Annotated in this window: 33 protein-coding genes and 1 tRNA gene; 11 read left to right on the forward strand and 23 right to left on the reverse strand. The window is 62.4% G+C overall.

The window, feature by feature from the left end; all coding sequences use genetic code 11:
- The first annotated feature begins 57 nt into the window (after positions 1-57).
- Together ACFOMF_RS14405 and ACFOMF_RS14410 are read left to right on the forward strand one after the other, a co-directional pair.
- Positions 58-615, forward strand: a complete 558-nt coding sequence (locus tag ACFOMF_RS14405) for a glycine cleavage system protein R (RefSeq protein WP_386366084.1) — start codon at positions 58-60, stop codon at positions 613-615.
- A 16-nt stretch (positions 616-631) separates the two neighbouring features.
- On the forward strand, positions 632-1,105 hold the full coding sequence (locus ACFOMF_RS14410) for a peroxiredoxin (RefSeq protein ID WP_386366086.1): 474 nt from the start codon (positions 632-634) through the stop codon (positions 1,103-1,105).
- A 47-nt stretch (positions 1,106-1,152) separates the two neighbouring features.
- Here ACFOMF_RS14410 and ACFOMF_RS14415 read toward each other — a convergent pair whose 3' ends face one another.
- Both ACFOMF_RS14415 and ACFOMF_RS14420 read right to left on the reverse strand, forming a co-directional pair.
- Positions 1,153-2,229: an AI-2E family transporter gene (locus ACFOMF_RS14415; protein WP_386366088.1), complete on the reverse strand. Its 1,077-nt coding sequence runs from the start codon at positions 2,227-2,229 to the stop codon at positions 1,153-1,155.
- A 67-nt stretch (positions 2,230-2,296) separates the two neighbouring features.
- Positions 2,297-2,545 carry a sulfurtransferase TusA family protein gene (locus tag ACFOMF_RS14420; RefSeq protein WP_386366090.1) on the reverse strand — a complete coding sequence of 83 codons (249 nt, stop codon included), beginning with the start codon at positions 2,543-2,545 and terminating at the stop codon, positions 2,297-2,299.
- 108 nt (positions 2,546-2,653) lie between these two features.
- Here ACFOMF_RS14420 and ACFOMF_RS14425 point away from each other — a divergent pair, with 108 nt between their 5' ends.
- The gene (locus ACFOMF_RS14425) at positions 2,654-4,084 is read left to right on the forward strand and encodes a M48 family metalloprotease (RefSeq protein WP_386366092.1); all 1,431 of its coding nucleotides are present in this window, start codon (positions 2,654-2,656) and stop codon (positions 4,082-4,084) included.
- 10 nt (positions 4,085-4,094) lie between these two features.
- Here ACFOMF_RS14425 and nadA read toward each other — a convergent pair whose 3' ends face one another.
- The 17 genes from nadA to ACFOMF_RS14510 all read right to left on the reverse strand — a co-directional run bounded on the left by nadA (position 4,095) and on the right by ACFOMF_RS14510 (position 17,761).
- Positions 4,095-5,153, reverse strand: a complete 1,059-nt coding sequence (gene nadA, locus ACFOMF_RS14430; RefSeq protein WP_386366093.1) for a quinolinate synthase NadA — start codon at positions 5,151-5,153, stop codon at positions 4,095-4,097.
- A 268-nt stretch (positions 5,154-5,421) separates the two neighbouring features.
- Positions 5,422-5,496, reverse strand: a tRNA-Lys gene (locus ACFOMF_RS14435).
- 56 nt (positions 5,497-5,552) lie between these two features.
- Positions 5,553-6,221 (reverse strand): 7-cyano-7-deazaguanine synthase QueC, encoded by a 669-nt coding sequence (gene queC / locus ACFOMF_RS14440; protein WP_386366094.1) that lies wholly within the window; start codon positions 6,219-6,221, stop codon positions 5,553-5,555.
- A 10-nt stretch (positions 6,222-6,231) separates the two neighbouring features.
- Positions 6,232-6,879, reverse strand: coding sequence for a 7-carboxy-7-deazaguanine synthase QueE (gene queE, locus ACFOMF_RS14445; protein ID WP_386366096.1), 648 nt, complete (start codon positions 6,877-6,879; stop codon positions 6,232-6,234).
- A 146-nt stretch (positions 6,880-7,025) separates the two neighbouring features.
- Entirely contained in the window at positions 7,026-7,838 is an 813-nt protein-coding gene (gene ybgF, locus ACFOMF_RS14450; RefSeq protein ID WP_386366098.1) for a tol-pal system protein YbgF, read from the reverse strand.
- Positions 7,839-7,844: 6 nt separating this feature from the next.
- Positions 7,845-8,357 carry a peptidoglycan-associated lipoprotein Pal gene (pal, locus tag ACFOMF_RS14455; protein ID WP_386366100.1) on the reverse strand — a complete coding sequence of 171 codons (513 nt, stop codon included), beginning with the start codon at positions 8,355-8,357 and terminating at the stop codon, positions 7,845-7,847.
- Between the two features lie 53 nt (positions 8,358-8,410).
- Entirely contained in the window at positions 8,411-9,709 is a 1,299-nt protein-coding gene (gene tolB / locus ACFOMF_RS14460; protein WP_386366102.1) for a Tol-Pal system beta propeller repeat protein TolB, read from the reverse strand.
- Entirely contained in the window at positions 9,706-10,809 is a 1,104-nt protein-coding gene (gene tolA, locus ACFOMF_RS14465) for a cell envelope integrity protein TolA (protein WP_386366104.1), read from the reverse strand. Before tolA ends, tolB begins: the two co-directional genes overlap by 4 nt.
- Complete coding sequence (gene tolR / locus ACFOMF_RS14470) at positions 10,806-11,258, reverse strand: protein TolR (RefSeq protein ID WP_386366106.1); 453 nt, start codon at positions 11,256-11,258, stop codon at positions 10,806-10,808. The genes tolA and tolR overlap by 4 nt, the downstream gene beginning before the upstream one ends.
- 80 nt (positions 11,259-11,338) lie before the next feature.
- Positions 11,339-12,031: a protein TolQ gene (gene tolQ, locus ACFOMF_RS14475; protein ID WP_386366108.1), complete on the reverse strand. Its 693-nt coding sequence runs from the start codon at positions 12,029-12,031 to the stop codon at positions 11,339-11,341.
- 5 nt (positions 12,032-12,036) lie between these two features.
- A complete protein-coding gene (ybgC, locus tag ACFOMF_RS14480; protein WP_386366110.1) occupies positions 12,037-12,480 on the reverse strand; it encodes a tol-pal system-associated acyl-CoA thioesterase in 444 nt (147 codons plus the stop codon).
- A 53-nt stretch (positions 12,481-12,533) separates the two neighbouring features.
- The gene (gene ruvB / locus ACFOMF_RS14485) at positions 12,534-13,586 is read right to left on the reverse strand and encodes a Holliday junction branch migration DNA helicase RuvB (RefSeq protein ID WP_386366112.1); all 1,053 of its coding nucleotides are present in this window, start codon (positions 13,584-13,586) and stop codon (positions 12,534-12,536) included.
- A complete protein-coding gene (gene ruvA / locus ACFOMF_RS14490) occupies positions 13,587-14,192 on the reverse strand; it encodes a Holliday junction branch migration protein RuvA (RefSeq protein WP_386366114.1) in 606 nt (201 codons plus the stop codon).
- 33 nt (positions 14,193-14,225) lie between these two features.
- Positions 14,226-14,750, reverse strand: coding sequence for a crossover junction endodeoxyribonuclease RuvC (ruvC, locus tag ACFOMF_RS14495; RefSeq protein WP_386366116.1), 525 nt, complete (start codon positions 14,748-14,750; stop codon positions 14,226-14,228).
- A gap of 69 nt (positions 14,751-14,819) precedes the next feature.
- Positions 14,820-15,569: a YebC/PmpR family DNA-binding transcriptional regulator gene (locus tag ACFOMF_RS14500; RefSeq protein ID WP_386366118.1), complete on the reverse strand. Its 750-nt coding sequence runs from the start codon at positions 15,567-15,569 to the stop codon at positions 14,820-14,822.
- Between the two features lie 105 nt (positions 15,570-15,674).
- Complete coding sequence (aspS, locus tag ACFOMF_RS14505) at positions 15,675-17,450, reverse strand: aspartate--tRNA ligase (RefSeq protein ID WP_386366121.1); 1,776 nt, start codon at positions 17,448-17,450, stop codon at positions 15,675-15,677.
- Between the two features lie 38 nt (positions 17,451-17,488).
- Complete coding sequence (locus ACFOMF_RS14510) at positions 17,489-17,761, reverse strand: FmdB family zinc ribbon protein (RefSeq protein WP_386366123.1); 273 nt, start codon at positions 17,759-17,761, stop codon at positions 17,489-17,491.
- A gap of 197 nt (positions 17,762-17,958) precedes the next feature.
- Here ACFOMF_RS14510 and ACFOMF_RS14515 point away from each other — a divergent pair, with 197 nt between their 5' ends.
- Both ACFOMF_RS14515 and ACFOMF_RS14520 read left to right on the forward strand, forming a co-directional pair.
- Positions 17,959-18,429, forward strand: coding sequence for a Dps family protein (locus ACFOMF_RS14515; protein ID WP_386366125.1), 471 nt, complete (start codon positions 17,959-17,961; stop codon positions 18,427-18,429).
- 209 nt (positions 18,430-18,638) lie between these two features.
- Positions 18,639-19,265 (forward strand): cold-shock protein, encoded by a 627-nt coding sequence (locus tag ACFOMF_RS14520; RefSeq protein ID WP_386366127.1) that lies wholly within the window; start codon positions 18,639-18,641, stop codon positions 19,263-19,265.
- Positions 19,266-19,286: 21 nt separating this feature from the next.
- Here the strand turns inward: ACFOMF_RS14520 and ACFOMF_RS14525 are convergent, their stop codons facing one another.
- Positions 19,287-19,490 carry a SlyX family protein gene (locus tag ACFOMF_RS14525; RefSeq protein WP_386366129.1) on the reverse strand — a complete coding sequence of 68 codons (204 nt, stop codon included), beginning with the start codon at positions 19,488-19,490 and terminating at the stop codon, positions 19,287-19,289.
- A complete protein-coding gene (locus tag ACFOMF_RS14530; protein ID WP_386366131.1) occupies positions 19,480-19,914 on the reverse strand; it encodes an HIT domain-containing protein in 435 nt (144 codons plus the stop codon). The genes ACFOMF_RS14525 and ACFOMF_RS14530 overlap by 11 nt, the downstream gene beginning before the upstream one ends.
- 307 nt (positions 19,915-20,221) lie before the next feature.
- On the opposite strand from ACFOMF_RS14530, the gene ACFOMF_RS14535 reads away from it, so the two are divergent.
- The 3 genes from ACFOMF_RS14535 to ACFOMF_RS14545 are packed head-to-tail and all read left to right on the forward strand — an operon-like array spanning position 20,222 to position 23,472.
- Positions 20,222-21,937, forward strand: coding sequence for a proline--tRNA ligase (locus ACFOMF_RS14535; protein ID WP_386366133.1), 1,716 nt, complete (start codon positions 20,222-20,224; stop codon positions 21,935-21,937).
- A 7-nt stretch (positions 21,938-21,944) separates the two neighbouring features.
- Positions 21,945-22,892 (forward strand): hypothetical protein, encoded by a 948-nt coding sequence (locus tag ACFOMF_RS14540; protein ID WP_386366852.1) that lies wholly within the window; start codon positions 21,945-21,947, stop codon positions 22,890-22,892.
- A gap of 4 nt (positions 22,893-22,896) precedes the next feature.
- Complete coding sequence (locus ACFOMF_RS14545; RefSeq protein ID WP_386366135.1) at positions 22,897-23,472, forward strand: transglycosylase SLT domain-containing protein; 576 nt, start codon at positions 22,897-22,899, stop codon at positions 23,470-23,472.
- Positions 23,473-23,491: 19 nt separating this feature from the next.
- On the opposite strand, the gene ACFOMF_RS14550 is transcribed toward ACFOMF_RS14545, so the two are convergent.
- Entirely contained in the window at positions 23,492-23,929 is a 438-nt protein-coding gene (locus tag ACFOMF_RS14550) for a TlpA family protein disulfide reductase (protein ID WP_386366137.1), read from the reverse strand.
- The gene (locus ACFOMF_RS14555) at positions 23,926-25,152 is read right to left on the reverse strand and encodes a YihY family inner membrane protein (protein WP_386366139.1); all 1,227 of its coding nucleotides are present in this window, start codon (positions 25,150-25,152) and stop codon (positions 23,926-23,928) included. The genes ACFOMF_RS14550 and ACFOMF_RS14555 overlap by 4 nt, the downstream gene beginning before the upstream one ends.
- A 93-nt stretch (positions 25,153-25,245) precedes the next feature.
- Here ACFOMF_RS14555 and arsC point away from each other — a divergent pair, with 93 nt between their 5' ends.
- The 3 genes from arsC to ACFOMF_RS14570 are packed head-to-tail and all read left to right on the forward strand — an operon-like array spanning position 25,246 to position 26,604.
- Positions 25,246-25,599 carry an arsenate reductase (glutaredoxin) gene (gene arsC, locus ACFOMF_RS14560; protein ID WP_386366854.1) on the forward strand — a complete coding sequence of 118 codons (354 nt, stop codon included), beginning with the start codon at positions 25,246-25,248 and terminating at the stop codon, positions 25,597-25,599.
- Entirely contained in the window at positions 25,596-26,201 is a 606-nt protein-coding gene (wrbA, locus tag ACFOMF_RS14565; protein ID WP_386366141.1) for an NAD(P)H:quinone oxidoreductase, read from the forward strand. Before arsC ends, wrbA begins: the two co-directional genes overlap by 4 nt.
- Complete coding sequence (locus ACFOMF_RS14570; RefSeq protein WP_386366143.1) at positions 26,194-26,604, forward strand: DUF2069 domain-containing protein; 411 nt, start codon at positions 26,194-26,196, stop codon at positions 26,602-26,604. The genes wrbA and ACFOMF_RS14570 overlap by 8 nt, the downstream gene beginning before the upstream one ends.
- The last annotated feature ends 2 nt before the right edge of the window (positions 26,605-26,606 follow it).

The following is a 26,606-nucleotide window of genomic DNA, read 5'->3' on the forward strand; positions in this document are numbered from 1 at the left end:
TTCGATACCCTCTCCTGCTGTCGCTCCGCCCGCCGAATCGATTCAATAGGACAATGCATGGTTACCCCACCCGTTCGCGAACAGTTCCTCGTCATCAGCGCCCTGGGACCGAACCCCATGGAGCTCGCCACAGTGCTGTCTCGCACCTGCGCCGAGCATCGCTGTGCCGTGGACAGCACCCGCCTGACCCGCCATGGCGAATACAGCGCGCTGGTACTGCAGGTGTCGGGTAGCTGGGATGCATTGGCACGTATGGAGTCTGCCGTGCCAGTGCTGGCGAAGAAGCACGGCCTGCGCACCAGCGTCATCCGTAGCGCGGGCGTAGAGCATCGCCCCCAATCGCTCCCCTATGTCGCCTATGTGAGCGCAGTGTACCGGCCCGACATCATCAGCGAGCTGTGCCAGTTCTTTTACGACCATCAGGTCGAGCTGGAGAGCATTACCAGCGATACCTACCTCGCCCCGCAAACCGGCGGCACCATGCTTAACGCGACGCTGACGGTGATCCTCCCGCCGAACACCCAGATCAGTTGGCTGCGCGACCAGTTCCTCGATTTCGCCGATGCGCTGAACCTGGACGCACTGATCGAGCCCTGGCGTCCGCAGACGCCCTGACATGGAGTATCCAACAATGATTGCGCTGGAGCAGAAGGTCCCCTCGTTCTCCGCACAGGCCACCAGCGGGCTGCTGGTCAGTCTCGACGCACTCGAAGGCAAGCAGGTGGTCCTGTATTTCTACCCCAAGGACAGCACGCCGGGATGCACGACCCAGGGGCAGGGCTTTCGCGATCAGCATGCGGCCTTTGAAGCCGCCAACACGCTGGTGTTCGGCGTCTCCCGAGACGGACTCAAGAGCCACGAGAACTTCAAGGCCAAGCAGGGCTTTCCCTTCGAGCTGATCTCGGACCGCGACGAGGCACTCTGCCAGCTCTTCGAAGTGATCAAGCTGAAAAAGCTCTATGGCAAGGAATACATGGGCATCGAGCGCAGCACCTTTCTCATCGACCGCAAGGGTGTACTGCAGCGTGAATGGCGAGGTGTGAAGGTCCCCGGGCATGTCGATGCGGTGCTGGAAGCCGCCCGCCAGCTGAACGCCGCCAACTGACGCATCAGTCGTGCCGACTGGAGCGGCACGACCATCGAGGGCTGGATTCAGAGCGAGTCTGCCGTCTCGATCTGTGGATTCCCCCTCGGCCAAGCGTCCAGCACAGCCTTGAACAACGTGGCCAGGGGAATGGCAAAGAAGATTCCCCAGAAGCCCCACAGCCCCCCGAACAGCAGCACCGCACAGATGATCACCACCGGGTGGAGATTCACCGCCTCGGAGAAGAGCAGCGGAACCAGTACGTTGCCATCGAGCGCCTGGAGGATGGCGTAGACCACCATCAGGTAGATGAACTGATCTCCCCAGCCCCACTGGAAAAAACCTATCAAGGCGATGGGAACGGTCACCACCACAGCCCCGACATAAGGCACCACCACCGAAAAACCCACCAGCAATGCCAGCAGCATGGCGTAGTTCAGGCCCATGAGGGCGAACGAGAAATAAGCCACGACGGCGCAGATCAGGATCTCGATGGCCTTGCCACGGATGTAGTTGGCGATCTGCCGGTTCATCTCCAGCGCCACCTGGGTAATGAGCGTGCGCTCCTGAGGAAGGTAACTGCGAAACCAGCGCCCGATCTGCTTTCTGTCCATGAGAAAGAAAAACACCAGAATTGGCACCAGCACCAGATAGATCACCGCATTCATCAGAATCGGCAGGCTGGACAGGGAAAAGGACAGCATCACCTGGCCCAGCCGCCCGAGCTCACCGCGCGCCGAGTCGATTCCACGCAACACCTGCTCGTCGGTGATCAATTGCGGATAGCGCTCCGGCAGAAGCAGCAACAGGTCCTGCCAATCGCGCAACATGCGCGGCAGCTCGTTGAACAAGGTAAACAGCTGCTGCCAGAGCAGCGGTAACAGCACCAGCAGGATCGCCATCAGGATGCCGATGAAGATGAGGAAGACCAGCCACACGGCACCGGTGTGAGGCACTCCTATTCGCTCCAGCCCATTCACCGCGCCCTGCATCAGGAACGCCAGCACCAGGCCTGCCAGCACCGGCGCGAGCATGCCGCCCAGGGTCAGAACAGCCGTAAAGCCCAACACCAGCAGCACGCCCAGCAGCACTGCCTGTTCATCTGAGAAGTAACGATGAAACCAGTTGCGAAATACCTTGATCATGACTAGTTCCTACTGCCGAACCACTCGTTATGGATACCTGTTCCCTGTTGGGCATCGGCCATTGCGCCTAGACCTTGCGCAGCCAGTAACGATAAAGGCCTTGCTCCGCCTCTTCATGCAGCAGTTCATGGCCGGCCAGCTGGGCAAAACTGCGGAAATCCCGCTGCGAGCCGGGGTCGGTCGCGAGGACCTTTATCACCGACCCGCTGACCATTCGACTGAGCTCCAGCTTGGTTTTCAGCAAGGGCATCGGGCAATCGAGGCCTCGGGCGTCTAGCTCTGCATCCACCACGATGGACGCTGATCCGTTTGTCATCTCAAACCCCTGTTTATAAAGGACGCAGCATACCGATACAGCCGGGACCCTGGCCAGCCAAGCCGCCTGGGCGCTACAGTAGGTTTCTGCCTTTGCGAGTGGTACCTGATGAAACTGCTGCGCCCTGCATTATTGGTGATGGCCTGCCTGGTAACCCACCCCCTTCCGGCCAATGATCTACCGTCACTGGGCGACGCCAGTTCGGGGATCGTCTCCCCCGAGCAAGAGTACCTGCTTGGACGGGCCTGGCTCAGCCTGTTGCGCGGTCAAGTAGAGCAACTGGCCGACCCTTTGGTAAAAGATTATGTCGAGAGCAGTGTGTACCGCCTCGCAGAAACCAGCCAGGTGCAGGACCGGCGACTCGAGTTCGTCATTCTCGACAGCCCTCAACTGAACGCTTTTGCCGCACCGGGTGGCATCATTGGTGTCAATGGTGGCCTGTTTCTGCACGCCCAGACCGAAGCGGAGTACGCTTCGGTAATGGCCCACGAACTGGCCCACCTGTCGCAGCGCCACTACGCCCGCGGCCTCGAAGCGCAGCAGCGCCTGCAATTGCCGATGATGGCGGCCCTGCTCGCCGGTGTAGTGGCCGCAGCAGCAGGTGCCGGCGATGCCGGCATGGCGGCCATCGCCTCGAGCCAGGCCGCCGCCATACAGGCCCAGCGCAGCTTTTCGCGGCAGAACGAGCAAGAGGCCGACCGCATCGGCCTGGCCAATCTGGCCCGCGCCGGCTATGACCCGCGCGCCATGCCTTCGATGTTCGAACGCCTGATGCGCCAGTATCGCCACGACCAGCGCCCTCCGGAATTTCTGCTCACTCACCCGCTCAACGAATCGCGAGTGGCCGACACCCGAAATCGAGCCGAACAGCTTCCGACTGGCGGCACCCAGGACACCTTGCGCTACCAGCTCATTCGCGCCCGGCTGCAAAGTCAATTCGAGCGTTCCCCTGGCATGAGCGCGAAACGCTTTCGTGCCTTGCTGGACGAAGACGACAGCCGCGACGCCGCCCGTTATGGCCTGGCACTGGCTCAACTCCGCTCGGGGCAACTGAACGAGGCCGCTGAACACCTGGATCGCCTGCTTGCGAGCGAGCCGGATCACATGATCTACAACCTGGCCAGGATCGAACTGGACATCACCGCCAATCGCATAGCCCAGGCCGAGCAGCGTATGGCCCGGCTAAGTGGACTTTATCCCGGAAGCTACCCCGTACAGCAGAGCAGGGTCGACCTGCTGATCAAGCGCGGCCAGCATGAAGAGGCTTCACAATTGCTTGGCCAACTGGTTTCCAGGCGTTCGAAGGATCCGCACATCTGGTTCCAGGTCGCAGAAATCCGCGGGTTGACGGGCGACCTTGTGGGCCTGCACCAGGCCCGAGCGGAATACTTCGCGCTTATCGGCAACTACGAACAGGCCTTCGAGCAGCTGGATTATGCCAAGCGGCGCTCCACCAACTTCCAGACCGGGGCTCGACTCGACGCTCGCCTGGGCCAGCTACGTGAGGAAAAACGCATGGTGGATCAGATGCTGCGTTGAGCCACCTGCCTCAGGCGTTGCCCGCATGGCTCAGGCGAGCCTGCTGGGTGAAATCGAGCATCCGCTGGAGGGGCTTGATTGCGCGCGGGATCAACGCCGGCTCCACGAAGATTTCGTTGCTGCCAGTACGGAGCGATTGCAAGGTGCTGTCGAGCGTATTCATCGCCATCCACGGACAGTGAGCACAGCTCCGACAGGTGGCTCCGCTACCAGCGGTAGGCGCTTCGATGAAGCGCTTGTCCGGACAGAGCTGCTGCATCTTGTAGAAGATGCCCCTGTCGGTCGCCACGATGAACAGCGGATTGGGCATTGTCTGCGCCGCCTTGATCAACTGACTGGTGGAACCCACCGCATCGGCCAGCTCGACGACCGCCTCAGGCGACTCGGGATGAACCAGAACCGCCGCCTCGGGATGCAGCGCCTTGAGGTCGGCCAGGTGCTTGGACTTGAACTCCTCATGCACGATACAAGCGCCATCCCATAACAGCATGTCAGCGCCCGTTTCACGCTGCACGTAGCGACCCAGATGCTTGTCAGGCGCCCAGATGATCTTTTCGCCGTTATCCATCAGGCTCTCCACGATCTCCACGGCACAGCTGGAGGTGACGACCCAGTCAGCGCGCGCCTTCACCGCAGCGGAAGTATTGGCGTAGACCACGACTGTGCGCTCGGGATGCTGATCGCAGAACGCCGAGAACTCATCCACCGGACATCCCAGGTCCAGCGAGCAGGTCGCCTCGAGCGTTGGCATCAGGATCCGCTTTTCCGGACTGAGAATCTTCGCTGTCTCGCCCATGAAGCGCACACCCGCCACCAACAGCGTCTGCGCCGGATGATCACGGCCGAATCGGGCCATCTCCAGCGAGTCGGCCACACACCCGCCGGTTTCCTCGGCCAACGCCTGGATCACCGGATCGGTGTAATAGTGTGCGACCAGTACTGCATCCTGGCGTCCCAGTTCCGCCGCAATCTCGCCGCGCAACTGCGCTTCCTGCGCGGGCGTCAACTGCCTTGCCTGCTGGCCTGCGAGATGAGCCTGGACAAGGATGCGTTCGGAAATCTGCGTCATGGAGTTGCGACACCTGCAAATGCTGAGGGCGGGCACAGATTATACACCCACCCATACGAGGAACAGGGCGTTTACAGACGGCCTGATGCCACCTCTACGCCGAGGCGGACTGGCCAGGGCAAGAAGCCCTCCCCGAAGAGCATGGAGCACCGACGGCGCAAACCATCAGCCTCTCCTGCAAGATCCGCCGAGGCAGGCCAACGCCACCTCTCAATGGCACCCATAAAAAAAGCCGGACCCTTATGGTATCCGGCTTTTTCCGTTGTAGTGGTGGGTCGTGTGGGATTCGAACCTACGACCAATTGGTTAAAAGCCAACTGCTCTACCACTGAGCTAACGACCCAACGGGGGCGCATGATACTGATTTTCCAGGGAATATCAACTCCCTAAGTGAAAATTTCAGAAATAACGCGTTGGATCCTTTACGCCAGCGGCAGCGAAACCCTCGGCGCGCAGCCGGCAACTTTCGCACTTCCCGCAGGCGTGGCCTTCATTGTCCGCCTGATAGCAGGATACGGTCAGGGCATAATCCACACCGAGCCGCGTACCGGACTCGATGATCTGCGCTTTGCTCATCATCTGCAACGGAGCACGGATCCTGAACCCCTGCCCCTCGACGCCTTCGCGGGTGGCGAGATTCGCAGTGCGCTCGAAAGCCTCGATGAACTCGGGCCGGCAATCCGGATATCCGGAATAGTCCACCGCGTTCACGCCAATGAAGATGTCCCGGGCGCCCAGCACCTCGGCCCAACCCAGGGCCAGCGAAAGAAACACCGTGTTGCGTGCCGGCACATAGGTTACCGGGATCCCGGCCGTTGGTGCCTCGGGGACTGCAATACGCGAGTCGGTCAGAGCCGAGCCTCCAATACCATCGAGGTTAAGACCGATGACCTTGTGCTCCACTACCCCCATCTGCAGAGCAACCCTCTCGGCTGCCTGAAGTTCGGCCCGATGACGCTGACCATAATCGAAACTCATGCTGTAGCAGTCGTAACCTTCCGAACGCGCCAGCGCAACAACCGTGGCCGAATCAAGACCACCCGACAGCAGTACCACCGCCTTGTTCATATGCCCCCCATCAGTGTCCGGGCTCGTCATTCCAGAGCAACTTGTGCAGTTGCAACTGGAAGCGAACCGGCAAGTTGTCTTCGATGATCCACTCCGCCAGCGCCCGCGCATCGACCTGGCCATGGCTCGGAGAAAACAGCACTTCATCGACTCGACGTTCGAGGCCGTACTCGATGAGTTTGGATCTGGCCCACTCGTAGTCCTCGCGGGAACAAACGACGAACTTGACCTGATCGTTGAGCTGCAGCGCAGCGATGTTCTCGTAACGGTTGCGGTGGCACTCCGCCGAGCCCGGCGTCTTCAGATCCACCACTCGGCTCACTCGGGAGTCGACCGCTTCGATGTCCAGAGCGCCGCTGGTTTCCAGTGAAACCTCATAGCCAGCCTCGCACAGACTGTGCAACAGCGGAATGCAGTTTGGCTGTGCCAGCGGCTCGCCGCCTGTCACGCAGACATGGCGCGGGTTGAATGCGGCGACCTTCTCGAGAATGGCCTGCAGGGTCATGGGCGCTCCACCGGTGAAGGCGTAGGCGGTGTCACAGTACTGGCAGCGCAGGGGGCACCCGGTCAGGCGCACGAACACCGTCGGCAAGCCGCTGGTGCGTGTTTCCCCCTGCAGCGAAAAGAAGATTTCGGTAATACGCAGGGTATCTAGCATCTGTAGCCACGGGCGTGACGGCGAAACAGGCCATCCGCCTCCGTTGCGGAAAAGGAACGCGATTGTACTGGAAAAATCACTCGTCGCGCGATGCCAGCCGTAGCCTGCCCCCTACCGAGGCGGGGGGTTCAGGCATGGCGCTGAAACTAGCGGTCCAGTTGTCGCTGGGAGAGTTGGGCTGCGGACGTATTCGGATACTTCGCGATCACTTCGCGGAAGATCCCTTGGGCGCGATCACGATTGCCCAGGCGCAGTTCCACGTCGGCCAGCTTGAATAGCGAGTCCGGGACTTTCGAATGGTCAGGATAGGCCTGGCTCACACGGGCAAATGCCTGGCCAGCCGCCTGCAGATCACCCTGGGCCAGATTCACCTCGCCCAACCAGTACTGGGCGTTTCCGGCGAACTGGCTGTCGGGGTACCGGCGCAGGAAGGCGGTAAAAGCCTGACTGGCCTTGTCGAAATCCTTCGACTTGATCAGATCGAACGCGGCGTCGTAGTACAGTTTTTCATTGGCCGGGTCGCCGGGTTGAGCATTGTTGCCAACCGGAGCGGCAGCCGCTTCCGGTGTTGCGCCGGCAGCACCGGCGCCTCGAGAATCGGGTTGGGACATAGCACCTGCCGCCGGGCCACTGGACAAGCGTCGATCGAGGTCCTGATAACGCTCCAGGCCTTCGCGCTCCAGGCGCTGGATGTGGTTCTGCTGTTCTTCGACCATGCCTCGCAAGGCGGTGATCTCTTCCTGCATCTGTTGTAGCTGCATGAACAACATGCCCTGCGCCGAAGGCGGGGTACTGACTCCTCCCTCGGCGAAGGCACCGCCGTCACGCTGATCCGGCGCCTGCACCTGCGGGCGGTTCAGGTTCTCGACCTGGGAGCTGTCCATGATAGGCGCCTGCGCAAGGGCCAGTCCAGACAGCGACAAGGTGAAAAGGGTCAGAATGAAGCGGTGCTTTTGCATGGCGACTTACTTGATCAGTTCAACGCGGCGGTTCTGAGCCCACGACTGCTCATCGCTGCCCATGGCGATGGGACGTTCTTCACCGTAGGACACCAGCTCCAGCTGAGCAGGGGAAACGCCCTGCAGCACCAGGTAACGCTGGACAGCCTTGGCGCGACGCTCGCCCAGAGCCATGTTGTACTCGCGGGTGCCGCGCTCGTCAGCGTGGCCTTCCAGCACGACGCGAGCGCCGTTGCCGTTCAGGTCACGAGCGTGAACGTCGAGGGCGCGCATGGCTTCCGGCTTGAGGTCGGAGCTGTCGTACTCGAAATAGAAGGTGGTGATCGCGCGCAGTGCGGCTTCTTCGCTCAGGCTGCCGTCGATGGCGCCGGTTTCGGCACCGTAGCCAGCATTCGGATCGATACCTGCGCCTGCACCTGCACCTGCACCAGCCGCGTCGCCGCCCTTGGACGAGCAACCGGCAGCAACTGCCAAGGCGAGAGCCAGCGCAGCGAATTTACCGAATTTAACCATTTCCATGATGTACCCCAGGGTGTAAGTAGTGTTGCGGTCGTTGAAGAATCAATTGCCTGTCAGTTCAGGAAAGGGGACCAGGACGGCTCACGGATCTCGCCTTGGACAGCCGGTAGAGGAACCCTCACGCGCCCGTTGGTGGACACGAGCATCAGGACTCCCCGCCCCTGCTGATGGGTGGCGTAGATTAACATGGCGCCATTGGGCGCAACAGTGGGCGACTCGTCGAGACTGGTGTCCGACAGCACCCGCAGGCTGCCGCGCTGGAGATCCTGCGCCGCCACCCTGAACACGGTGAAACCTTCCTGGCGGTGGATCATCACCAGGGTCTTCTCATCTGCTGAAAGCTTCGGATTGGCGTTGTAGTTGCCGACGAAGGTGACCCGTTCGGCCGCACCGCCATTGATGTTCATTCGATAGATCTGCGGCCGTCCCGCACGGTCGGAGGTGAAGTAGATCGTCTGCCCGTCACGCCCCCAGAAGGGCTCGGTGTCGATGGCCATGTGGTTGGTCACGCGACGGATCTGCCGCGTGTTCATGTCCATTACGTAGATCTCGGGATTGCCGTCCTTGGACAGCACGAAGGCCAGGCGATTGCCATCCGGCGACCAGGCTGGCGCGCCGTTGAGGCCTTCGAAATTGGTGATCTGCTCGCGGCGCCCGGTATCGATGTGCTGAACGAAGATCCGCGGGCGCCTCTGCTCGAAGGAGACATAGGCGATGCGACGACCGTCCGGAGCGAAGCTCGGCGACAGGATGGGCTCGCGAGACTGCAGCAGCGTGACCGCGCGGGCGCCGTCGTAGTCCGAGCGGAACAGGGTATAGCGAGTGTTGGTCGGTGAGGCGCGCTCGGCTGTCACGTAGAGCAGCTTCGTGGAAAAGGCGCCCTTGACGCCAGTCAGCCTTTCGTAGGCCTGATCGGCAATATGGTGGGCCATGTCGCGCAGCTGCTCGGTGCTACCGCTGACGTTGCCGGTCATCACTTCCTGCTCGGTGGTGACGTTCAGCAGCGAATACTGCACCTGCAGACGGCCGGCCTGAGCCGTGATGTTGCCCACCATGAGGTATTGCGCACCCAGCGCCTTCCAGTCCCGGTAAAGCACTTCCCCGACACGGGTGGGCAGGCTGATCATATTCTGCCGGTTGATGGGCTCGAACATGCCGGAATTGCGCAGGTCGTTGCCGATGATGTTGGCCAAGTCCTCGGGTAGTACGGTAGCGCCTTGCCAGCCGAACGGCGCCACTGCAATCGGCGTGGCCCGGTCGGTGCCGGAGGTGATGACAAGGGGATCGGCGGCCTGCAGGGGGCCGGCGAGGATGAACAGCCCAATGAGGACGATACGCTTCAGGATACTCACAGACCAAGGTCCTCCGGTTTGAAGATGATACGACGCTGCCGGTAGCTACGATCAAAGGTGGCGCGGTCGAGTTGCTGCATTTCCGGGATACGCCCGACGTTGCGCACCGCCGCGACCGCCGAGGCGTCGAACGGTGCGTCGCCGCTCGAACGCGTCACCGACGCATTGGTGATGGTGCCATCAGGCAGCATCTGGATAGCCACCTCGACGCTCATGCCGTTGCGTGCCGACGGCGGACGACGCCACTGCTGGCTGACAAGATTAATGATCAGATCGTCAAGATTGCCGGCGACGTTGTTTCCATGGGTGTCAGCCATCGCCTGCTGGCGCTGCACGTCATCGGCGAGCAACTCGGCAAGCGCCTGGGCCTTCTTGTCTTCTTGCGCCTTGCGAGCAGCCTCGGCAGCGGCTTTCTTCCTCGCCTCGTCCTCGGCAGCCTTCTTGCGAGCAGCTTCTTCGGCTGCCTTTTTCTTGGCGGCCTCTTCAGCGGCACGCTTCTTGGCGGCTTCCTCGGCAGCCTGCTTTTTCGCGGCTTCCTCCGCGGCCTTCTTCCTGGCCGCCTCCGCCTCGGCAGCCTTGCGTTTGGCCTCCTCTTCGGTAGCCTGTTTCTTGGCAATCTCGGCCTGCCGCTTCTGCTCGGCCGCTTTGGCTTCGCTCTGGGCCTTGGCAGCAGCCGCTTCCTGTTCCTTGACCTTCTGAGCCTCGCGTGCCTTGGCTACCTCCTGCTGTTTCTGCGCCTCAGCCGCCCTGGCCGCTTCGGCCTGCCGCGCGGCCTCGGCCTTCTTCTGTTCGGCGGCTCTCGCCGCAGCCGCCTGACGCTCCTGCTCGCGCTTTCTTTGCTCCATCTGCTCGATTTCGAACTGCTGAGCCGCGGTCTTCTGCGCCTCACCCGCGATCTTCTGATTGGTCTGGGTAGTCGCCTGGCTTTCCGAGCGCAGTTGATAAAGCGTCGCCTGCACCACCGGCCGTGCTGGCGGCAGCTCCGGCGTGCTGGCGAAGCTGACGAAGAGCATGCCAAAAATGAGGATGTGCATCCCCGTGGCGATCACCGTCGGCCAGAACAGGTTCTCCGAAGGGGAACGATCACGCGGCTGCATCACGGCGCCTCGGTGATCAGTCCGACGTTGCCCACGTCAGCCTGCTGTAGCCCGCCCATGACTGCCATGACAGCACCATAGTCCACCGCCCGATCGCCGCGAACGAACACCTGGACCTGCTGCCCCTGGCTGCGATTCTGCGCCACGATGCCGTTCACGGCCTGAACCAGTTGGTCGAGTTGGACCGCGGTCTCCTGCTGGGTGTCCACGTCCACTTCGCTACCGAGATTCCAGTAGTACGTGCGGTCAGCCTTGATCGAAATGGTCAACACCCGGGCGTTATTGTCCTGAGGCAGCGCTTCACTGCTTACCTGGGGCAAGTCCACCTTGACGCCCTGGTTCAGCATGGGTGCCGTCACCATGAAGATGACCAGCAGTACCAGCATCACGTCGATGTAGGGCACCACGTTCATCTCGGAGACGGGCTTGCGTCTGTTGCGAATCCTAGCCATGGGAAAAACCTATCTGTAACCAGCCATACCCTTGTGCGCTCGACGGACCCGGGTTGAGGATCAGACGACCTGACAGTGGGTCATTCGTCCGAGGTGTGAACCTTGCGATGCAGGATCGCCTGGAACTCGTCGGCGAAGGTGTAATAGCGACCGATGAGCATCTCGCCCCGCGCGGAAAAACGGTTATAGGCGATGACGGCGGGAATCGCGGCGAAAAGGCCGATGGCAGTGGCGATCAGCGCTTCGGCAATACCCGGAGCGACAGTGGCCAGTGTCGCCTGTTGAACCTGGGCCAGGCCGCGGAAGGAATTCATGATCCCCCAGACGGTGCCGAACAGGCCGATATACGGACTGGTGGAACCCACGGTGGCGAGAAAAGGCAGGCTGTTTTCGAGCTTTTCTTCCTCGCGCGAGATCGCGACCCGCATGGAGCGATTGACCGCGTCCATCACCGCATCGGGATCGACACCCGGCTGCTGGCGCAGTCGGGAAAACTCCTTGAAGCCGGCACGGAAGATCTGCTCAAGGCCCGAGTCCGGGTCCGGGTTACTGCCCGCCTGGCGATACAGCTTGGACAGATCGATGCCCGACCAGAAGCGCTCTTCGAAAGCATCCAGCGACCGCTTGGCTGCGCGCAGCATATTGGTGCGCTGGAAAATCAGTACCCATGAAGCCACCGAGGCGGCAACAAGAATCAGCATGACCAGCTGTACCACGATACTGGCGGCGCTGATCAGGCTCCACATGGACATATGATCGACGTTGGGTTCCACGCTTTTTACTCTCCTACTGCAGGTAGACCCGAGCACCTGAACGCGTCTCGCATCACCTCGGGAATGGCTCGGGGTTTGAAACTCTCGGCACGTACACAGGCAATCTGGAACCGCCCTTCGCAGAGCAGGCACCCGTCAGCCGCACGCCGGACCTGCTGGACGAACCGCAGGCTGGCACGCTTGACCTCGACCACTTCGGCGGTCACCAGCAACTCGTCGTCGAGCCGCGCGGGCGCCAGATAACGCGCTTCGCTGCCATGCACGACAAACAGCAAGTCCTCACAGGCCAGTTGCGACTGGGAAAATCCCAGGCTGCGCAACCGCTCGGTGCGGGCTCGTTCCATGAACTTGAGGTAATTGACGTAGTAGACGACGCCGCCCGCATCGGTGTCTTCGTAATAGACACGAGCGCGATGGAAAAACGGCTGGGCTTCGGTCGACGCGGGCATACTCTAGAGCTCGGCTGAAGGATTGCCAATCGGGTCGGCAAAGAAATTTTTTGTCAGTCTGTGTTGCTGTCGAAGAGATCGGCTATCGGCCCCTCGCTCAGTCGTTTTGGCAGGTTGAGGCCAAAGTGGAGATAGGCATGGCGGGTGACCATTCGGCCTCTCGGGGTACGCATGATGTAGCCCTGCTGAATCAGGTACGGCTCGAGCACATCCTCGATGGTGTGACGCTCTTCCCCGATAGCCGCCGCCAGGTTGTCCAATCCGGCCGGGCCACCGTCGAACTTCTCGATCAAGGCCAGCATCAGGCGGCGGTCCTGGTGGTCCAGCCCGCGCTCGTCGACATCCAGCATGTTCAACGCGAGGTCGGCGACCTGGCGACTGATCTCGCCGCTGGCGCGTACTTCCGCGTAATCGCGGACCCGCCGCAGCAGCCGGTTGGCGATACGTGGCGTACCCCGCGCACGCCGGGCGATCTCGAACGCACCATCGGGATCGATGGGCAGCCCGAGGATCTTCGCCGAGCGGGCCACGATGGTGGACAGGTCCGCGGTGCTGTAGAACTCCAGACGCTGGACGATACCGAAGCGGTCACGCAGCGGGTTGGTCAGCATCCCGGCGCGGGTGGTGGCACCAACCAGGGTGAAGGGCGGAAGATCGAGCTTGATGGAGCGCGCCGCCGGGCCTTCGCCAATCATGATGTCGAGCTGGAAGTCTTCCATCGCCGGATAGAGCACTTCTTCCACCACCGGAGAAAGACGGTGAATCTCGTCGATGAAGAGCACATCCCCCGCCTCGAGATTGGTCAGCAGCGCGGCCAGGTCACCTGCCCGTTCGAGCACCGGTCCCGAAGTGCTCTTGATCGAGACGCCCATTTCCTGCGCGATGATGTTGGCCAGGGTGGTCTTGCCCAAGCCTGGGGGGCCGAATATCAGTGTGTGGTCGAGCGCTTCTCCGCGTCCGCGGGCGGCACGAATGAAGAGGTCCATCTGCTCGCGCACCACCGGCTGACCTATATAGTCGGCCAGCTTGAGGGGACGGATGGCGCGGTCGAGCTGCTCATCGCGGTCTCGACCGGATGCGGTGATCAGACGGTCTGCTTCGATCACTTAGGCCATTCCCTTCAAGGCACGGCGGATCAACTCTTCACTGCTCAAATCGGGCTCCTGGACTGCGGCGATGGCGCGACTGGCTTCCTGAGGCTTGAATCCCAGCGAAACAAGTGCACTCACCGCGTCGCTTTCGGCGCTGGAGACTGCCACACCTGGCGCTGCCTGCACCACTAGCGGCGCGATGGACGGCATGGTTTCCCAGGCCTTGAAGCGATCCTTGAGTTCCACCAGCAGGCGCTCGGCAGTCTTCTTGCCCACCCCGGGGACCTTGACCAGTGCCGAGGTGTCCCCCGCCTGGACGCAACGCACCAGTTCGTCCACCTCCAACCCGGACATCAGTGCCAGCGCCAATTTTGGCCCTACACCGTTGAGGCGAATCAGCTCGCGAAACAGCTCGCGCTCGCGTTTCTCGGCGAATCCGTAGAGCAGATGTGCATCTTCACGAACCACCAGGTGGGTGTGTAGCGTCACCGGCTCACCCACAGAGGGCAGCCGATAGAGGGTGGTCATAGGGACCTCGACCTCGTAGCCGAGGCCATTTATGTCAAGAATGAGGTGCGGCGGCTGCTTTTCCGCCAAGGTGCCACGCAAACGTCCGATCACGGTACTGCTCCATAAACGATGGGCGAATCGATGCTACAACCGCAAACGCCCACTGCGGCGCCGGGCTGCGGCCAGGCCATGCGGGATAAGGGTCTGGCGGTGGTGAGCGTGGCAGAGAGCGATGGCCAAGGCGTCGGAAGCGTCGATCTGGGGCTTCTGCACCAGCTTGAGCAGGTGCATCACCATCAACTGCACCTGCTGCTTGTCCGCCCCGCCGCTGCCGGCGATGGCCTGTTTGACCTGGGTAGCGGTGTATTCGGCGATTGCCAGCCCTTGCTCGGCCGCGGCCACAATGGCGGCACCCCGCGCCTGGCCGAGTTTCAATGCCGAGTCGGCGTTGCGTGACATGAATACCTGTTCGATGCCCATGGTCACCGGCCCATGCTCATGGATTACCTCGCAGACGCCGCGGTACACCGCCTGCAGCCGCTCGTGCAATTCGCCTGTGCCGGTGCGGATACACCCCGAGGCCACGTACTCGCAGACGCGTCCGGTGTCGCGCACCACGCCGTAACCGGTGATGCGCGAACCGGGGTCGATACCAAGGATGAGGGTCATAGTCTGGAAGCTGAAAGCTGGAAAACCGCCAGCTTCAGGCTTCAGGCTTCAGGCTTCAAGCGGTTTCGATCAACCCAACTGTTCCATCACGTCGTCGGGAATCTCGGCGTTGTGGTAGACGTTCTGCACGTCGTCCAGGTCTTCCAGCGCGTCGATCAGGCGAATCACCTTCTGCGCCGTCTCCACATCGGTGATCGGCGAGGTGGTGCCCGGGATCATCGAGATGTCCGCCTCGTCACCCTTGAAGCCGGCCGCTGCCAGCGCCTCGTTGGTCGCATGGAAGTCCGGGAACGGCGTGTAGACATCAAAGGAGCCGTCCTCGTTGGCGACAACGTCGTCGGCGCCCGCATCCAGCGCCGCTTCCATCAGTGCGTCCTCGTCCGGACCGGGCGCGAAGGCGATGTGGCCCTTGCGCTCGAACATGTAGGCCACCGAACCATCGGTGCCCAGATTGCCGCCGTGCTTGCTGAACGCATGGCGAACCTCGGCCGCGGTGCGGTTGCGGTTGTCGGTCATGGCCTCGACATAGATGGCCACGCCGCTGGGTGCGTAACCTTCGTAGCTCAGCTCCTCCATGTTGTCCGCGTCGTTGGAACCCGCGCCGCGGGCGATGGCCCGGTCGATGGTATCGCGGGTCATGTTGGCGGTCAGCGCCTTGTCCACCGCCAGGCGCAGGCGCGGGTTGTCCGCGGGGTTGCCGCCGCCGTGCTTGGCCGCCACGGTCAGTTCACGGATCAGCTTGGTGAAGATCTTGCCGCGCTTGGCGTCCTGACGTTCCTTGCGGTGTTTGATGTTGGCCCATTTGGAATGACCAGCCATAACGTACTCCGTCGTGTTCTCTATCGGTAGCAAGTTCGCTCGCGAAGCGCTGCGAACAATGGAGCCGCATCGTTCGCGAGCAAGCTCGCTCCTACAGGTTCAAGGTTATTCCGCCTTGGGCTGCTCGCGCAGGCGGATGTGCAGTTCGCGCAGCTGACGGGGGTCCACCGCGCCCGGCGCCTGGGTCATGACATCTGCGGCGCTCTGGGTCTTCGGGAAGGCGATCACTTCACGAATCGAGCTGGCGCCGGTCATCAGCATCACCAGGCGGTCCAGGCCGAAGGCCAGGCCACCGTGTGGCGGCGCGCCGTACTTGAGCGCATCGAGCAGGAAGCCGAACTTCTCCTGCTGCTCCTCCTCGCTGATGCCGAGCACGCGGAACACCGCTTGCTGCATGCCCTTGTCGTGGATACGGATGGAGCCTCCGCCCAGCTCGGTGCCGTTGAGCACCATGTCGTAGGCGCGGGACAGCGCAGCGGACGGGTTGGCCTCAAGCTCTGCCGGGCTGCAGTTGGGCGAGGTGAAGGGGTGATGCAGGGCGCTCAGCGAGCCGTCGTCGTTCTCCTCGAACATCGGGAAGTCCACCACCCACAGCGGCGCCCACTCGCAGGTCAAGAGCTTCAGGTCATGGCCGAGCTTGATGCGCAGTGCACCCAGGGCCTCGGAGACGATCTTGGCCTTGTCGGCACCAAAGAAGACAATGTCGCCATCGACCGCACCGACGCGATCGAGGATGGTGTTGAGGTTGGCCTCGGGGATGTTCTTGACGATGGGCGACTGCAGACCCTCGACGCCCTTGGCGCGCTCGTTGACCTTGATGTAGGCCAGGCCCTTGGCACCGTAGATGCCGACGAACTTGGTGTAGTCGTCGATCTGCTTGCGCGGCATGCTCGCCCCGCCCGGCACGCGCAGCGCGGCGACGCGACATTTGGGATCGTTGGCCGGGCCGGCAAACACCTTGAACTCCACATCCTTGAGCTGATCGGCCACATCCACCAGCTCCAGCGGGATGCGCAGGTCCGGCTTGTCGGAGCCGTAGCGACGCATGGCTTCCTCGAAGGGCATATGCGGGAATTCACCGAACTCCACGTCCAGCACCTCCATGAACAACTTGCGGATCATGTTCTCGGTAAGACCGATGATGTCCGCCTCGTCGAGAAAGCTGGTCTCGATGTCGATCTGGGTGAATTCCGGCTGGCGGTCGGCGCGCAGGTCCTCGTCGCGGAAGCACTTGGCGATCTGGTAGTAGCGGTCGAAGCCGGCCACCATCAACAGTTGCTTGAACAGCTGCGGCGACTGCGGCAGGGCAAAGAAACTGCCGGGATGGGTGCGGCTGGGCACCAGGTAGTCACGAGCGCCCTCGGGGGTCGCGCGGGTCAGAATCGGCGTCTCGACGTCGAGGAAACCGTTGTCGTCCAGGTAGCGGCGGATACTGGAGGTGATGCGCGAACGCAACTTCAGCTTGGCGGCCATCTCCGGACGGCGCAGGTCGATGAAGCGGTAGCGCAGACGGGTCTCCTCGCCCACGTCGGAATAGTCATCCAGCGGGAACGGCGGGGTCTCGGCCGCGTTCAGGACTTCCAGATCGTAGCCCAGCACCTCGATGGCGCCGGAGGTCATGTTCGGGTTGCGGGCGCCTTCGGGACGCATACGGACGCGACCGGTGATCTTCACCACATACTCACTGCGCACCCGGTCGGCCTTGGCGAATGTCTCGGCACGGTCGGGATCGAACACAACCTGGGCCAGGCCCTCGCGGTCACGGATGTCGAGAAAAATCACCCCGCCATGGTCGCGGCGGCGGTGTACCCAGCCGCAAAGGGTGATTTCCTGGCCGTCCAGGCTTTCGTTCAACTGGCCGCAATAGTGGCTGCGCATCATGGTGTCAGACTTCTCTCGATTGGGTTCGTGGTGGCCGCTTACTCGGCCGCCGCACAGGCGCCGGCGCCAGGACAACCACCGGCCGCACAGGCTGGGGCGCTGTCGGCGCTGGCAAGATTCTTCTTCGTGCCGGTCTTGAAATCAGTCTCGTACCAGCCGCCGCCCTTCAGGCGAAAGCCTGGTACGGACATCGCCTTGGCAAGGCTCGGGGCGTTGCAGCTGGGACAATCCACCAGCGGCGCATCACTGAACTTCTGAATAGCCTCCAGTTGATGGCCGCAGGACCCGCACTGGTACTCGTAGATAGGCATCGAAATCACTCCGCTCACGGAACGAAAACACCGCAAGCCCACGCCTGCGGCAAAGCGCGGGATTATATAGGGATAATCTGGTCGACGCACCGCACCCCATGCGACACGTGGCCCGGTGTCAATGAACACCGGTAAAGGTCTATGCTAGGACGTTTCTCGCGTGTTTCGCCAAGCCAACGCAACAGAAGGAGATGTTCATGGAAATCAACATCGGTATCGAAGAACAGGATCGCACCGCCATCGCTGACGGCCTGTCCCGCCTGCTGGCCGATACCTACACGCTCTACCTGAAGACCCACAACTTCCACTGGAACGTGACTGGACCGATGTTCAACACGCTCCACCTGATGTTCGAGACCCAGTACACCGAGCTGGCTCTCGCGGTCGACCAGATTGCCGAGCGCATCCGCGCACTGGGCAAGCCGGCGCCGGGCACTTATGCGGCCTATGTGAAGTTGTCCTCGATCAAGGAAGAAGAAGGCGTACCCAGCGCCGACGAAATGATCAAGCTGCTGGTCCAGGGCCAGGAAGCGGTGGTGCGTACTGCTCGCAGCATCTTCCCGCTGGTGGACAAGGTGAGTGACGAGCCCACCGCCGACCTGCTGACCCAGCGCATGCAGGTCCATGAAAAGACTGCCTGGATGCTGCGTAGCCTGCTGGCCGATTGACGCCCGCCGGGCGGATGCACACCGCATCCGCCCACATCGCCTGCCGCACATGCCCGGCACATGCCAATCCCGGGCCGTGCAGGCTGGTTTGTGGATCGATTCGCCATTGCGGTTAAATAGGCAGCGCATTCGAGCCTGACGTTCGACCCGGCTGTCCGCCGAGTACTTTCCCTGCTCATGCATCTGTCCCCGTCATATGAGTTCGATCTATGTTGAAAACCATCCACGCGCTGGCAGGCAGCCTGGCCCTGCTCCTGTCCCTTGTCCTCAGTTTTCGCGGCGCCACGTCTGTTTTCGCCGACCCCCAGGCTATTTCCCTACTCTTTATCGGTCTGCTGAACATTCAACTGGTACCCTCTCTGCAGACAGCGGGGCCGATTCGTCCTTTGCTGATGGGCGCATCAACCCTGCTGTTGTTGGCAGCGGCCATCGCGGCCAGCGCCCTGCTGCTGCCGACTCCGGCGGGCCAACCGACAATGCTGGCAAGCCTGCTGCTGGTGTTTGTTGGCGTGGCGTTGCATCTGGCAACAACTCAACGCAAGCCAGCGACGGAGGCAATGGAGCGCAAGCCCCGGCAGCGCCGGCGGGTCGCCCAAACGCCTGCATCAGGCTCGATCGAGGCCTCGGGCCGGGAGACCGGCACCGTGAAGTGGTTCAACACGTCCAAGGGCTTTGGCTTCATCTGCCGCGACACTGGAGAGGATGTGTTCGTCCACTTCCGTGCAATCCGCGGCGAAGGGCACCGATTCCTGGCCGAAGGCCAGCGGGTGGAATTCTCCGTCTCGAAACGAGAGCGCGGCCTTCAGGCCGATGACGTCGTCCCGTTGCCCGCCTGAGCGCCGCCGCAACCGCCCGCCTCAGTAATGAGGGGGCGGCACGTCACTCTCGATCTCGAAACGATTGAGCAACTCCTCCTGACGCCCCGCCAGCAACTCGAGCTGCCGGCTGAGCAGATCCAGCGTGCGCTGCTGCTCCACCACCACATCATTCAGTGCCTGGATGGTGTCATCCTGGAAGGCCAGGCGGGTTTCCAGCTCGGTGATTCGCGTCTCATGGTTCATCGTGCGCACCTGCCCGGAAGTCGTTGGTCAACACCAGTTGCAGTTTGGTCCTGATCGTCTCGACCTGCTCCGGACGATAGGGCGTGGCCGGCTGCTGACCCCATACCGGTCCGGGCCAGGCCGGATCCTTCTTGTTCCGGACGATCACGTGCATGTGCAACTGACTGACCAGATTGCCCAGGGTCGCGACGTTCATCTTGTCGGCAACGAACACGTCCTTGAGCTGCTCCGCCAGGTCAGTGGTTTCCTGCCAGAGCTGCCGCTGGTCCTGCTTGCTCAGCTGGAACAGCTCGGTGACCTCCTCGCGACGGGGCACAAGAATGAACCAGGGATAGTTGGCGTCGTTCATCAGCAGCAGCCGACACAGGGCGAAATCGCCGAGAACCAAAGTGTCCTGCTGAAGGCGCGGGTCGAGATTGAACATCGTAGAGCTCCCGATATAGAGACATGCCAAGCATACCAAGCCTTCCGACAGCCTTCAGATCAACGCGGGCCTTATCACCGACCCCATACCCCTACCCTCGCCGCCCCTGTTCGACGATTTCAACGAGATTCGCCTGATCGCCGAGCATCCGCCCGAACTCCTCTGAGACAGGTTTCGCCAGCGCCCCGGCAGCCCGTGCCGAGCGCCCGGGCCGTGTTGTCTCCAGCCTGCCGGGCGCCCTGTACGAGGCATAACCTGAGCCGTACAATGCCGGCCATTCCACGTGCACAACCGGATCCCGCTGCCCATGCGCACCAGCCAGTACCTGCTCTCCACCCTGAAAGAAACGCCGTCCGACGCGGTCGTCATCAGCCATCAGCTGCTGCTGCGCGCGGGCATGATCCGCAAGCTCGCATCCGGTCTCTACACCTGGCTGCCGATCGGCCTGCGCGCGCTCCGCAAGGCCGAAGCCATCGTGCGCGAGGAGATGGACAATGCCGGTGCGCTGGAAGTCCTGATGCCCGCTATCCAGCCTGCCGAACTGTGGCAGGAGTCGGGACGCTGGGAGCAATACGGTCCCGAGCTGTTGCGTCTGCATGATCGCCACGACCGGGCATTCTGCGTCGGGCCGACCCACGAAGAAGTGATCACCGACCTGGCCCGTAGCGAGCTCAACAGCTATAAGCAGCTGCCGATCAACTTCTACCAGATCCAGACCAAGTTCCGTGACGAGATCCGCCCACGCTTCGGGCTGATGCGTGGACGGGAGTTCATCATGAAGGACGCTTATTCCTTCCATATGACTCCCGAGTCGTTGCAGGAAACCTACGATCGCATGCACGAGGCCTACTGCCGGATCTTCACCCGCCTTGGGCTGGACTTCCGCCCGGTGCAGGCCGACACCGGCTCCATCGGCGGCACCGGCTCGCATGAGTTCCACGTGCTGGCCGAATCGGGCGAAGACGACATCGCCTTCAGTGACAGCTCCGACTACGCCGCCAACATCGAAAAGGCCGAGGCCATCCCGCGGGAAACCGAGCGCGCCGCCGCCAGCGAAAGCATGCGCCTGGTCGATACGCCCGACGCCAAGACCATTGCCGATCTGGTCGAGCAGTTCGGCCTGCCTATTGAAAAGACCATGAAGACGCTGGTGGTCAAGGGCGCCGAAGAGGGTCAACTGGTCGCTCTGCTGGTGCGCGGTGACCACGAACTGAACGAGATCAAGGCCGCCCAGCTGCCGCAGGTTGCCAGCCCCCTGGAGTTTGCCAGCGAAGCCCAGATCCAGACCGCGATCGGTGCGGGCTTCGGATCGCTCGGCCCGCTGAACCTGCCGCTGACCTGCGTGGCAGACCGTTCCGTGGCCTTCATGAGCGACTTCTGCATTGGCGCCAACGAAGACGGCAAGCACTATTTCGGCGTGAACTGGGAGCGCGACCTGCCGCTGCCGGAACTGGCCGATCTGCGCAACGTGGTTGCCGGCGACCCGAGCCCGGACGGCCAGGGCATTCTGGTCATCAAGCGCGGCATCGAGGTGGGACATATCTTCCAGCTCGGCACCAAGTACAGCCAGGCGCTGGACTGCAAGGTGCTCGGTGAAAACGGCAAGCCCTCCCACCTGATCATGGGCTGCTACGGCATCGGCGTCTCGCGGGTAGTGGCGGCTGCCATTGAGCAGAATTACGACGAGCGCGGCATTCTCTGGCCCGACGCCCTCGCGCCTTTCCAGATCGCCCTGGTGCCGATGAAGTACGAAAGCGAGGCCGTGCGCGAGGCCACCGACAAGCTTTATGCCGAGCTGACCGCCGCAGGCTACGAAGTCCTGCTTGACGACCGCGACAAGAAGACCAGTCCCGGCGTGAAGTTTGCGGATATGGAGCTGCTTGGCATACCCCACCGGATCGTCGTCGGTGATCGTGGCCTCAAGGAAGGCACGCTGGAATACAAGCATCGCCGGGCCGGGGAAACCGAAACGGTCGCCGCCGAGCAGATCCTTTTCTTCCTGCAATCGCGTGTCGCCCGGTAATTTCGCCATCATGCCCGACCGCTCCATCGCCACTTCCAGCGCCCTGCTTTGCGGGGCGCTTTTCATTGCCGGGTGCGCCAACAGCCTGCCGCAACGCAGCGAGCACGAAACGCTCGCCGAGCGCAAGCTGATCGACTACAGCCTGCATTTCGATATCGGCGAACAGAGGGTGCTGGAGATGCCACAACGTCGCATCCGCATCCGCGACCAGAAAGTCTTCGAGGTCACCGACGTCGAGGTGACGCGACGTTATGATCGCTTCACCCCTTATCAGCCTTGGCGCGAACTCTATGAAGCGCCGCTCGGCAGCCTGGCGATCGTCGCTGGCGTCGGCGCCAATCTGGCCAACGTGGTCGCCCTCGGCCAGTTGCCCGAAAGCGCGACCCGCGGCTGGATCAACTACGGCTTTGCTGGGGTCAACCCCTTCCTCAACGTCGAATCCAACCGCCGCTCGCAACAGCGTCTGGCCCACCGTCATGAGCATCGAAGCGAACCCCGACTGGAATACCTCAGCCAACCCTGGTCCGAGCGCCTGGTAATGGTCGAAGCGGGTGAGGATCGCTATCCGTTGAGCACCGACCGCAATGGCGTACTGCGCCTGAACCTGCTGGATGCGCCTTTTTCCGACCACGACTTCAACCACACCCGGACGATTCGCCTGGAGATCAGCGACCCTCGAGGCCAGGCCCATGCCGAGGCGACGCTGAATGTCAGCCGTGATCTGCGCCAGCGCCTCAGCGAAGCCCACGACCTGATTCTCGACGACCTGGAAGGTGATGACGTTCGGCGCTGGGTGTATCGCGTCAAGCGACTCGAGGAGTTGAGCCTGGAAGAGGAAGCGAGCGGCCTCGAGCAGAGCCTCATCGAGCTGACCCGCAATGATCCGGAGCTGCAGCAGGAGTTCGTCCATCAACTGCGCCTCAGCCGTCTGGCGGTGGCCCAGGGAAGCCAGTAAGGCCATGCGAGTCGCTGGCTGGCTGCTGCTCATGCTCAGTCTGGCGCTGAGCCTGCCGACAGGGGCGACATTGCGGCAGGCGCCGGAGCCAGAACTACGTTCGCTGCTGCAGCAAGCGGTGAGCGAGGCGGACAGTTTCGAGGATCGCTTCGATGCCGAAGTCTGGCTACTGGACATGTCGACGCGGCTGCGACGCTATGTACCGGACGATCTCGAGCGACTGACCCTGCTGCGACTGGTCCATCGCGAGGCGCGCCGGGCCGAGCTCAGCCCACAGTTGGTACTGGCGCTGATTCACGCGGAAAGCCACTTCGATCGCTTCGCCATCTCCAGCGTCGGCGCCCAGGGCATGATGCAGGTGATGCCGTTCTGGAAGGCCGAACTGGGCCGCCCACAGGACAACCTCACCGATGTCGCCACAAACCTGCGCTACGGCTGTACCATCCTCAGCTACTACCTCAAGCGCGAAAACGGCAACATGACCCGCGCCCTCGCCCGCTACAACGGCAGCCTGGGGCAGACAGGCTATCCGGCGAAGGTCATAGGTTTCTGGCAGGACCATTGGTACGTGCGCGACTGATAACGCCATGGGTGCGGATTCAACGCAATGTCGCCAGCCGCTGCTCGATGGATGCGGCCGTCTGCTCGCCAACCAGGGTCGCACGAACCACGCCCTGCGGATCGACCAGGTAACTCGACGGCAGCACCGGTGGGCGATCTATCCCCAGCCGCTCGGCAGGATCCCTGGCAAGCACCCTGAAGCGGATGTCGAGGGCTTTGGCCGCCTCACCGAGAGCCTCGCCCTGCAAGGCGTCGAAGTTCACCCCGAGCACCACCAGGTCGCTACGCGACTGCGCCAGGGCGTTGAGCTCTGGAATCTCCACGCGACAGGGTGCACACCATTCGGCCCAGTAGTTGATCAATAGCCAGCGGCCCTCCAGGTCTGCTGAAGAAACCTCCTGCCCTGCCTGATCCGGCCCCCAGCTTTCGCTGCAACCTGCCAGCAACATGCCCAGCACCAGCCACCATGCCTTCATCCGGCCTCCTGCTCGCGGTTCAGCCAGCCCGCCAGGCTGGCCCCAAAGAGCCGATCACGTTCTTCCTGCCAGAGGTTCATGGCCTCTAGAAACGGCGGGTACCAACGTTCGCTGAATCGCTCCGGCAGCTGGCCCGCCCCCATGACCGGCCAGGGACTGCTGGCGAGAAGTTGCGACAGGCTGTAGCGACTCAGATCCCGGCTGAGAATCCAACCACCGGCATCGGTCCGGCAGGCCAGTTTCTCGCGCTCGAAGAAGGTGGTGATTTCGACCCACTCGTCATCGGGCAGCGGCAGCCCGGCACGCTGTACATCCTTAAGACGCACCGGCCGCCCTAGGAGCTGCGCATCGTGAAAGATCCGCAACAAGGTCAGCGCCACCAGCAGCCTGGGCACCTTGCGATGCCGCCACTCGTGGGACGATGACAATCCGCAGACCAGCTCGGCACCAAACAGCACGATAGTCCAGGACAGGTACACCCATAGCAGGAACAGCGGAACCGCGGCGAAGGCTCCGTAGATCAGCTCGTAGCTCGGGAAGAACAACACATACAGGCCGAACGCCCGGCGGGCCAGCTCCAGCAGTACCGCCGTGAAGGCGCCGCCTACCATGGCATGCAGTATAGGCACCCGGGTGTTGGGCACGGCGGCATAGATCAGAGTAAAGGCCGCCACGTTGAGTGCCAGCGGCATGGTCTGCAGGACCAGCCCTGCGCCGACCAGCGCATCGGGCCCCGAGAGCAATGACAGCGAGGTGATGTAGGTTGTAGTCGCGAACCCGGCCCCCATCAGCAACGGGCCCAGGCTGAGCACTGCCCAGTACAGCAGAAAGCTCGAGATGCCTCGACGCGGCTGGTGTACCCGCCAGATATTGTTGAAGGCCTTTTCAATGGTCAGCAGCATCAACAAGGCAGTCACCATCAGTACCCCAACCCCGACCCAGGTGAGCTGCCGCGCCTGACTGATGAAGCCGATCAGGTACTGCTGAATCGCCGCGCCGGTGGAGGGAATGAAATTACTGAAGATGTACTGCTCGATCTGCTCGCTGACACCCTGGAAGGCCGGGATGACCGAGAGCATCGCGAAGGTCACGGTGAGCATCGGCACCACCGCGAACAGAGTGGTGTAGGTCAAGGCCGCCGCACTGTTGAGGCCTTGGTCGACAATGAAGCGCTTGACCAGAAACCGGCAGAAAGACAGGTATCGATTGTTGAACAGTTGCATTACCACTCCCGCGACGCTCTGGCGCAAGCCGCTGATCACGCCGCCACGCTCCGGGTTAGAATAACGGTCTATTCCGCAATGAAGCGACTACTAATGACCGAGCTCAGGCTGTATCACAATCCGCGCTGTTCCAAATCCCGCGGGGCCCTCGACCTCCTGCAGGCGCGTGGCCTGCAACCGACGCTGGTCCGCTACCTGGAAACGCCACCGGATGCCGCCGAGCTCAAGGTCTTGCTGCAGGCGCTCGGCTTGCCCGCGCGGCAACTGCTACGCACCGGTGAAGAGGAATACAAGCAGCTCAACCTGGCGGACGCCTCGCTGACCGACGAGCAGTTGATCGAGGCGATGGCATCTCATCCGCGACTCATCGAGCGGCCCATCCTGGTGGCCGGCGACAAGGCAGTCATCGGGCGTCCACCGGAACGAGTGCTGGAGCTCCTGCCATGACCACGTCCTATGTTCTGGTGCTCTATTACAGCCGCCACGGTGCCACGGCGGAGATGGCCCGACAGGTGGCCCGCGGCGTCGAACTTGCCGGCATGGAGGCGCGCCTGCGTACCGTACCGGCGGTCTCCAGCGAGTGCGAGGCGGTCGCCCCGAGCGTGCCCGCGACTGGGGCGGTCTATGTCACCACGGACGATCTGCGCCACTGTGCGGCGCTGGCACTGGGCAGCCCGACCCGCTTCGGCAACATGGCCGCACCGCTGAAGTACTTTCTCGACGGCACCAGCGACCTCTGGCTGACCGGCGAACTGGTGGGCAAGCCGGCCGGGGCCTTCACCAGTACGGCGAGCCTGCATGGCGGGCAGGAAAGCACGCTCTTGACCATGCTCGTGCCGCTGCTGCATCACGGCATGCTGGTGATGGGCCTGTCCTACAGCGAGAGCGCGTTGCTGGAGACGCGAGGCGGGGGCACCCCTTACGGCCCCAGTCACCATGCCGGTCAGGATGGCAAGCGCCCCCTGGACGAGCACGAGATCGCCCTTTGCCGCGCCCTTGGCCAACGCCTGGCGCTTACCGCTTCACGCCTGGAGACTTCCCGTGGCTAGAAAGCCGAAGCCCCTTCCTGCCCTCGAGTGGCTGAAGCCGCGCATGCTCGCCAGCCGCAGGGTCAGCCTGGTCGCCTTCGTGGCGCTTGCGGTGCTGATCCTTGCCTGGAACCTGTTCTTCGCCAACCTGCACGGCGCCCGCACCTGGGTTGTGGTGACGATTCAACTGGTGCCGCTGCTGCTGGTGGCGCCTGGCATGTTCACCGGCAGCCCGCGCGCGCACGCCTGGGCCTGTTTTATCGTCAACCTGTACTTCATCCAGGGTGTACTGGCAGCGACCGATCCGGCCCGATCGACCTACGGCTGGCTACTCGCGAGCCTGAGCGTCATCCTCTTCATCGCCGCCCTGCTCTACACCCGCTGGGCCTCGCAGTACGCGCGCAAGGCCGCCGGCGAAAGCTGAGG

Origin of the sequence: Stutzerimonas tarimensis, from assembly GCF_042648805.1 — a bacterium.
GTDB lineage: Bacteria > Pseudomonadota > Gammaproteobacteria > Pseudomonadales > Pseudomonadaceae > Azomonas > Azomonas tarimensis.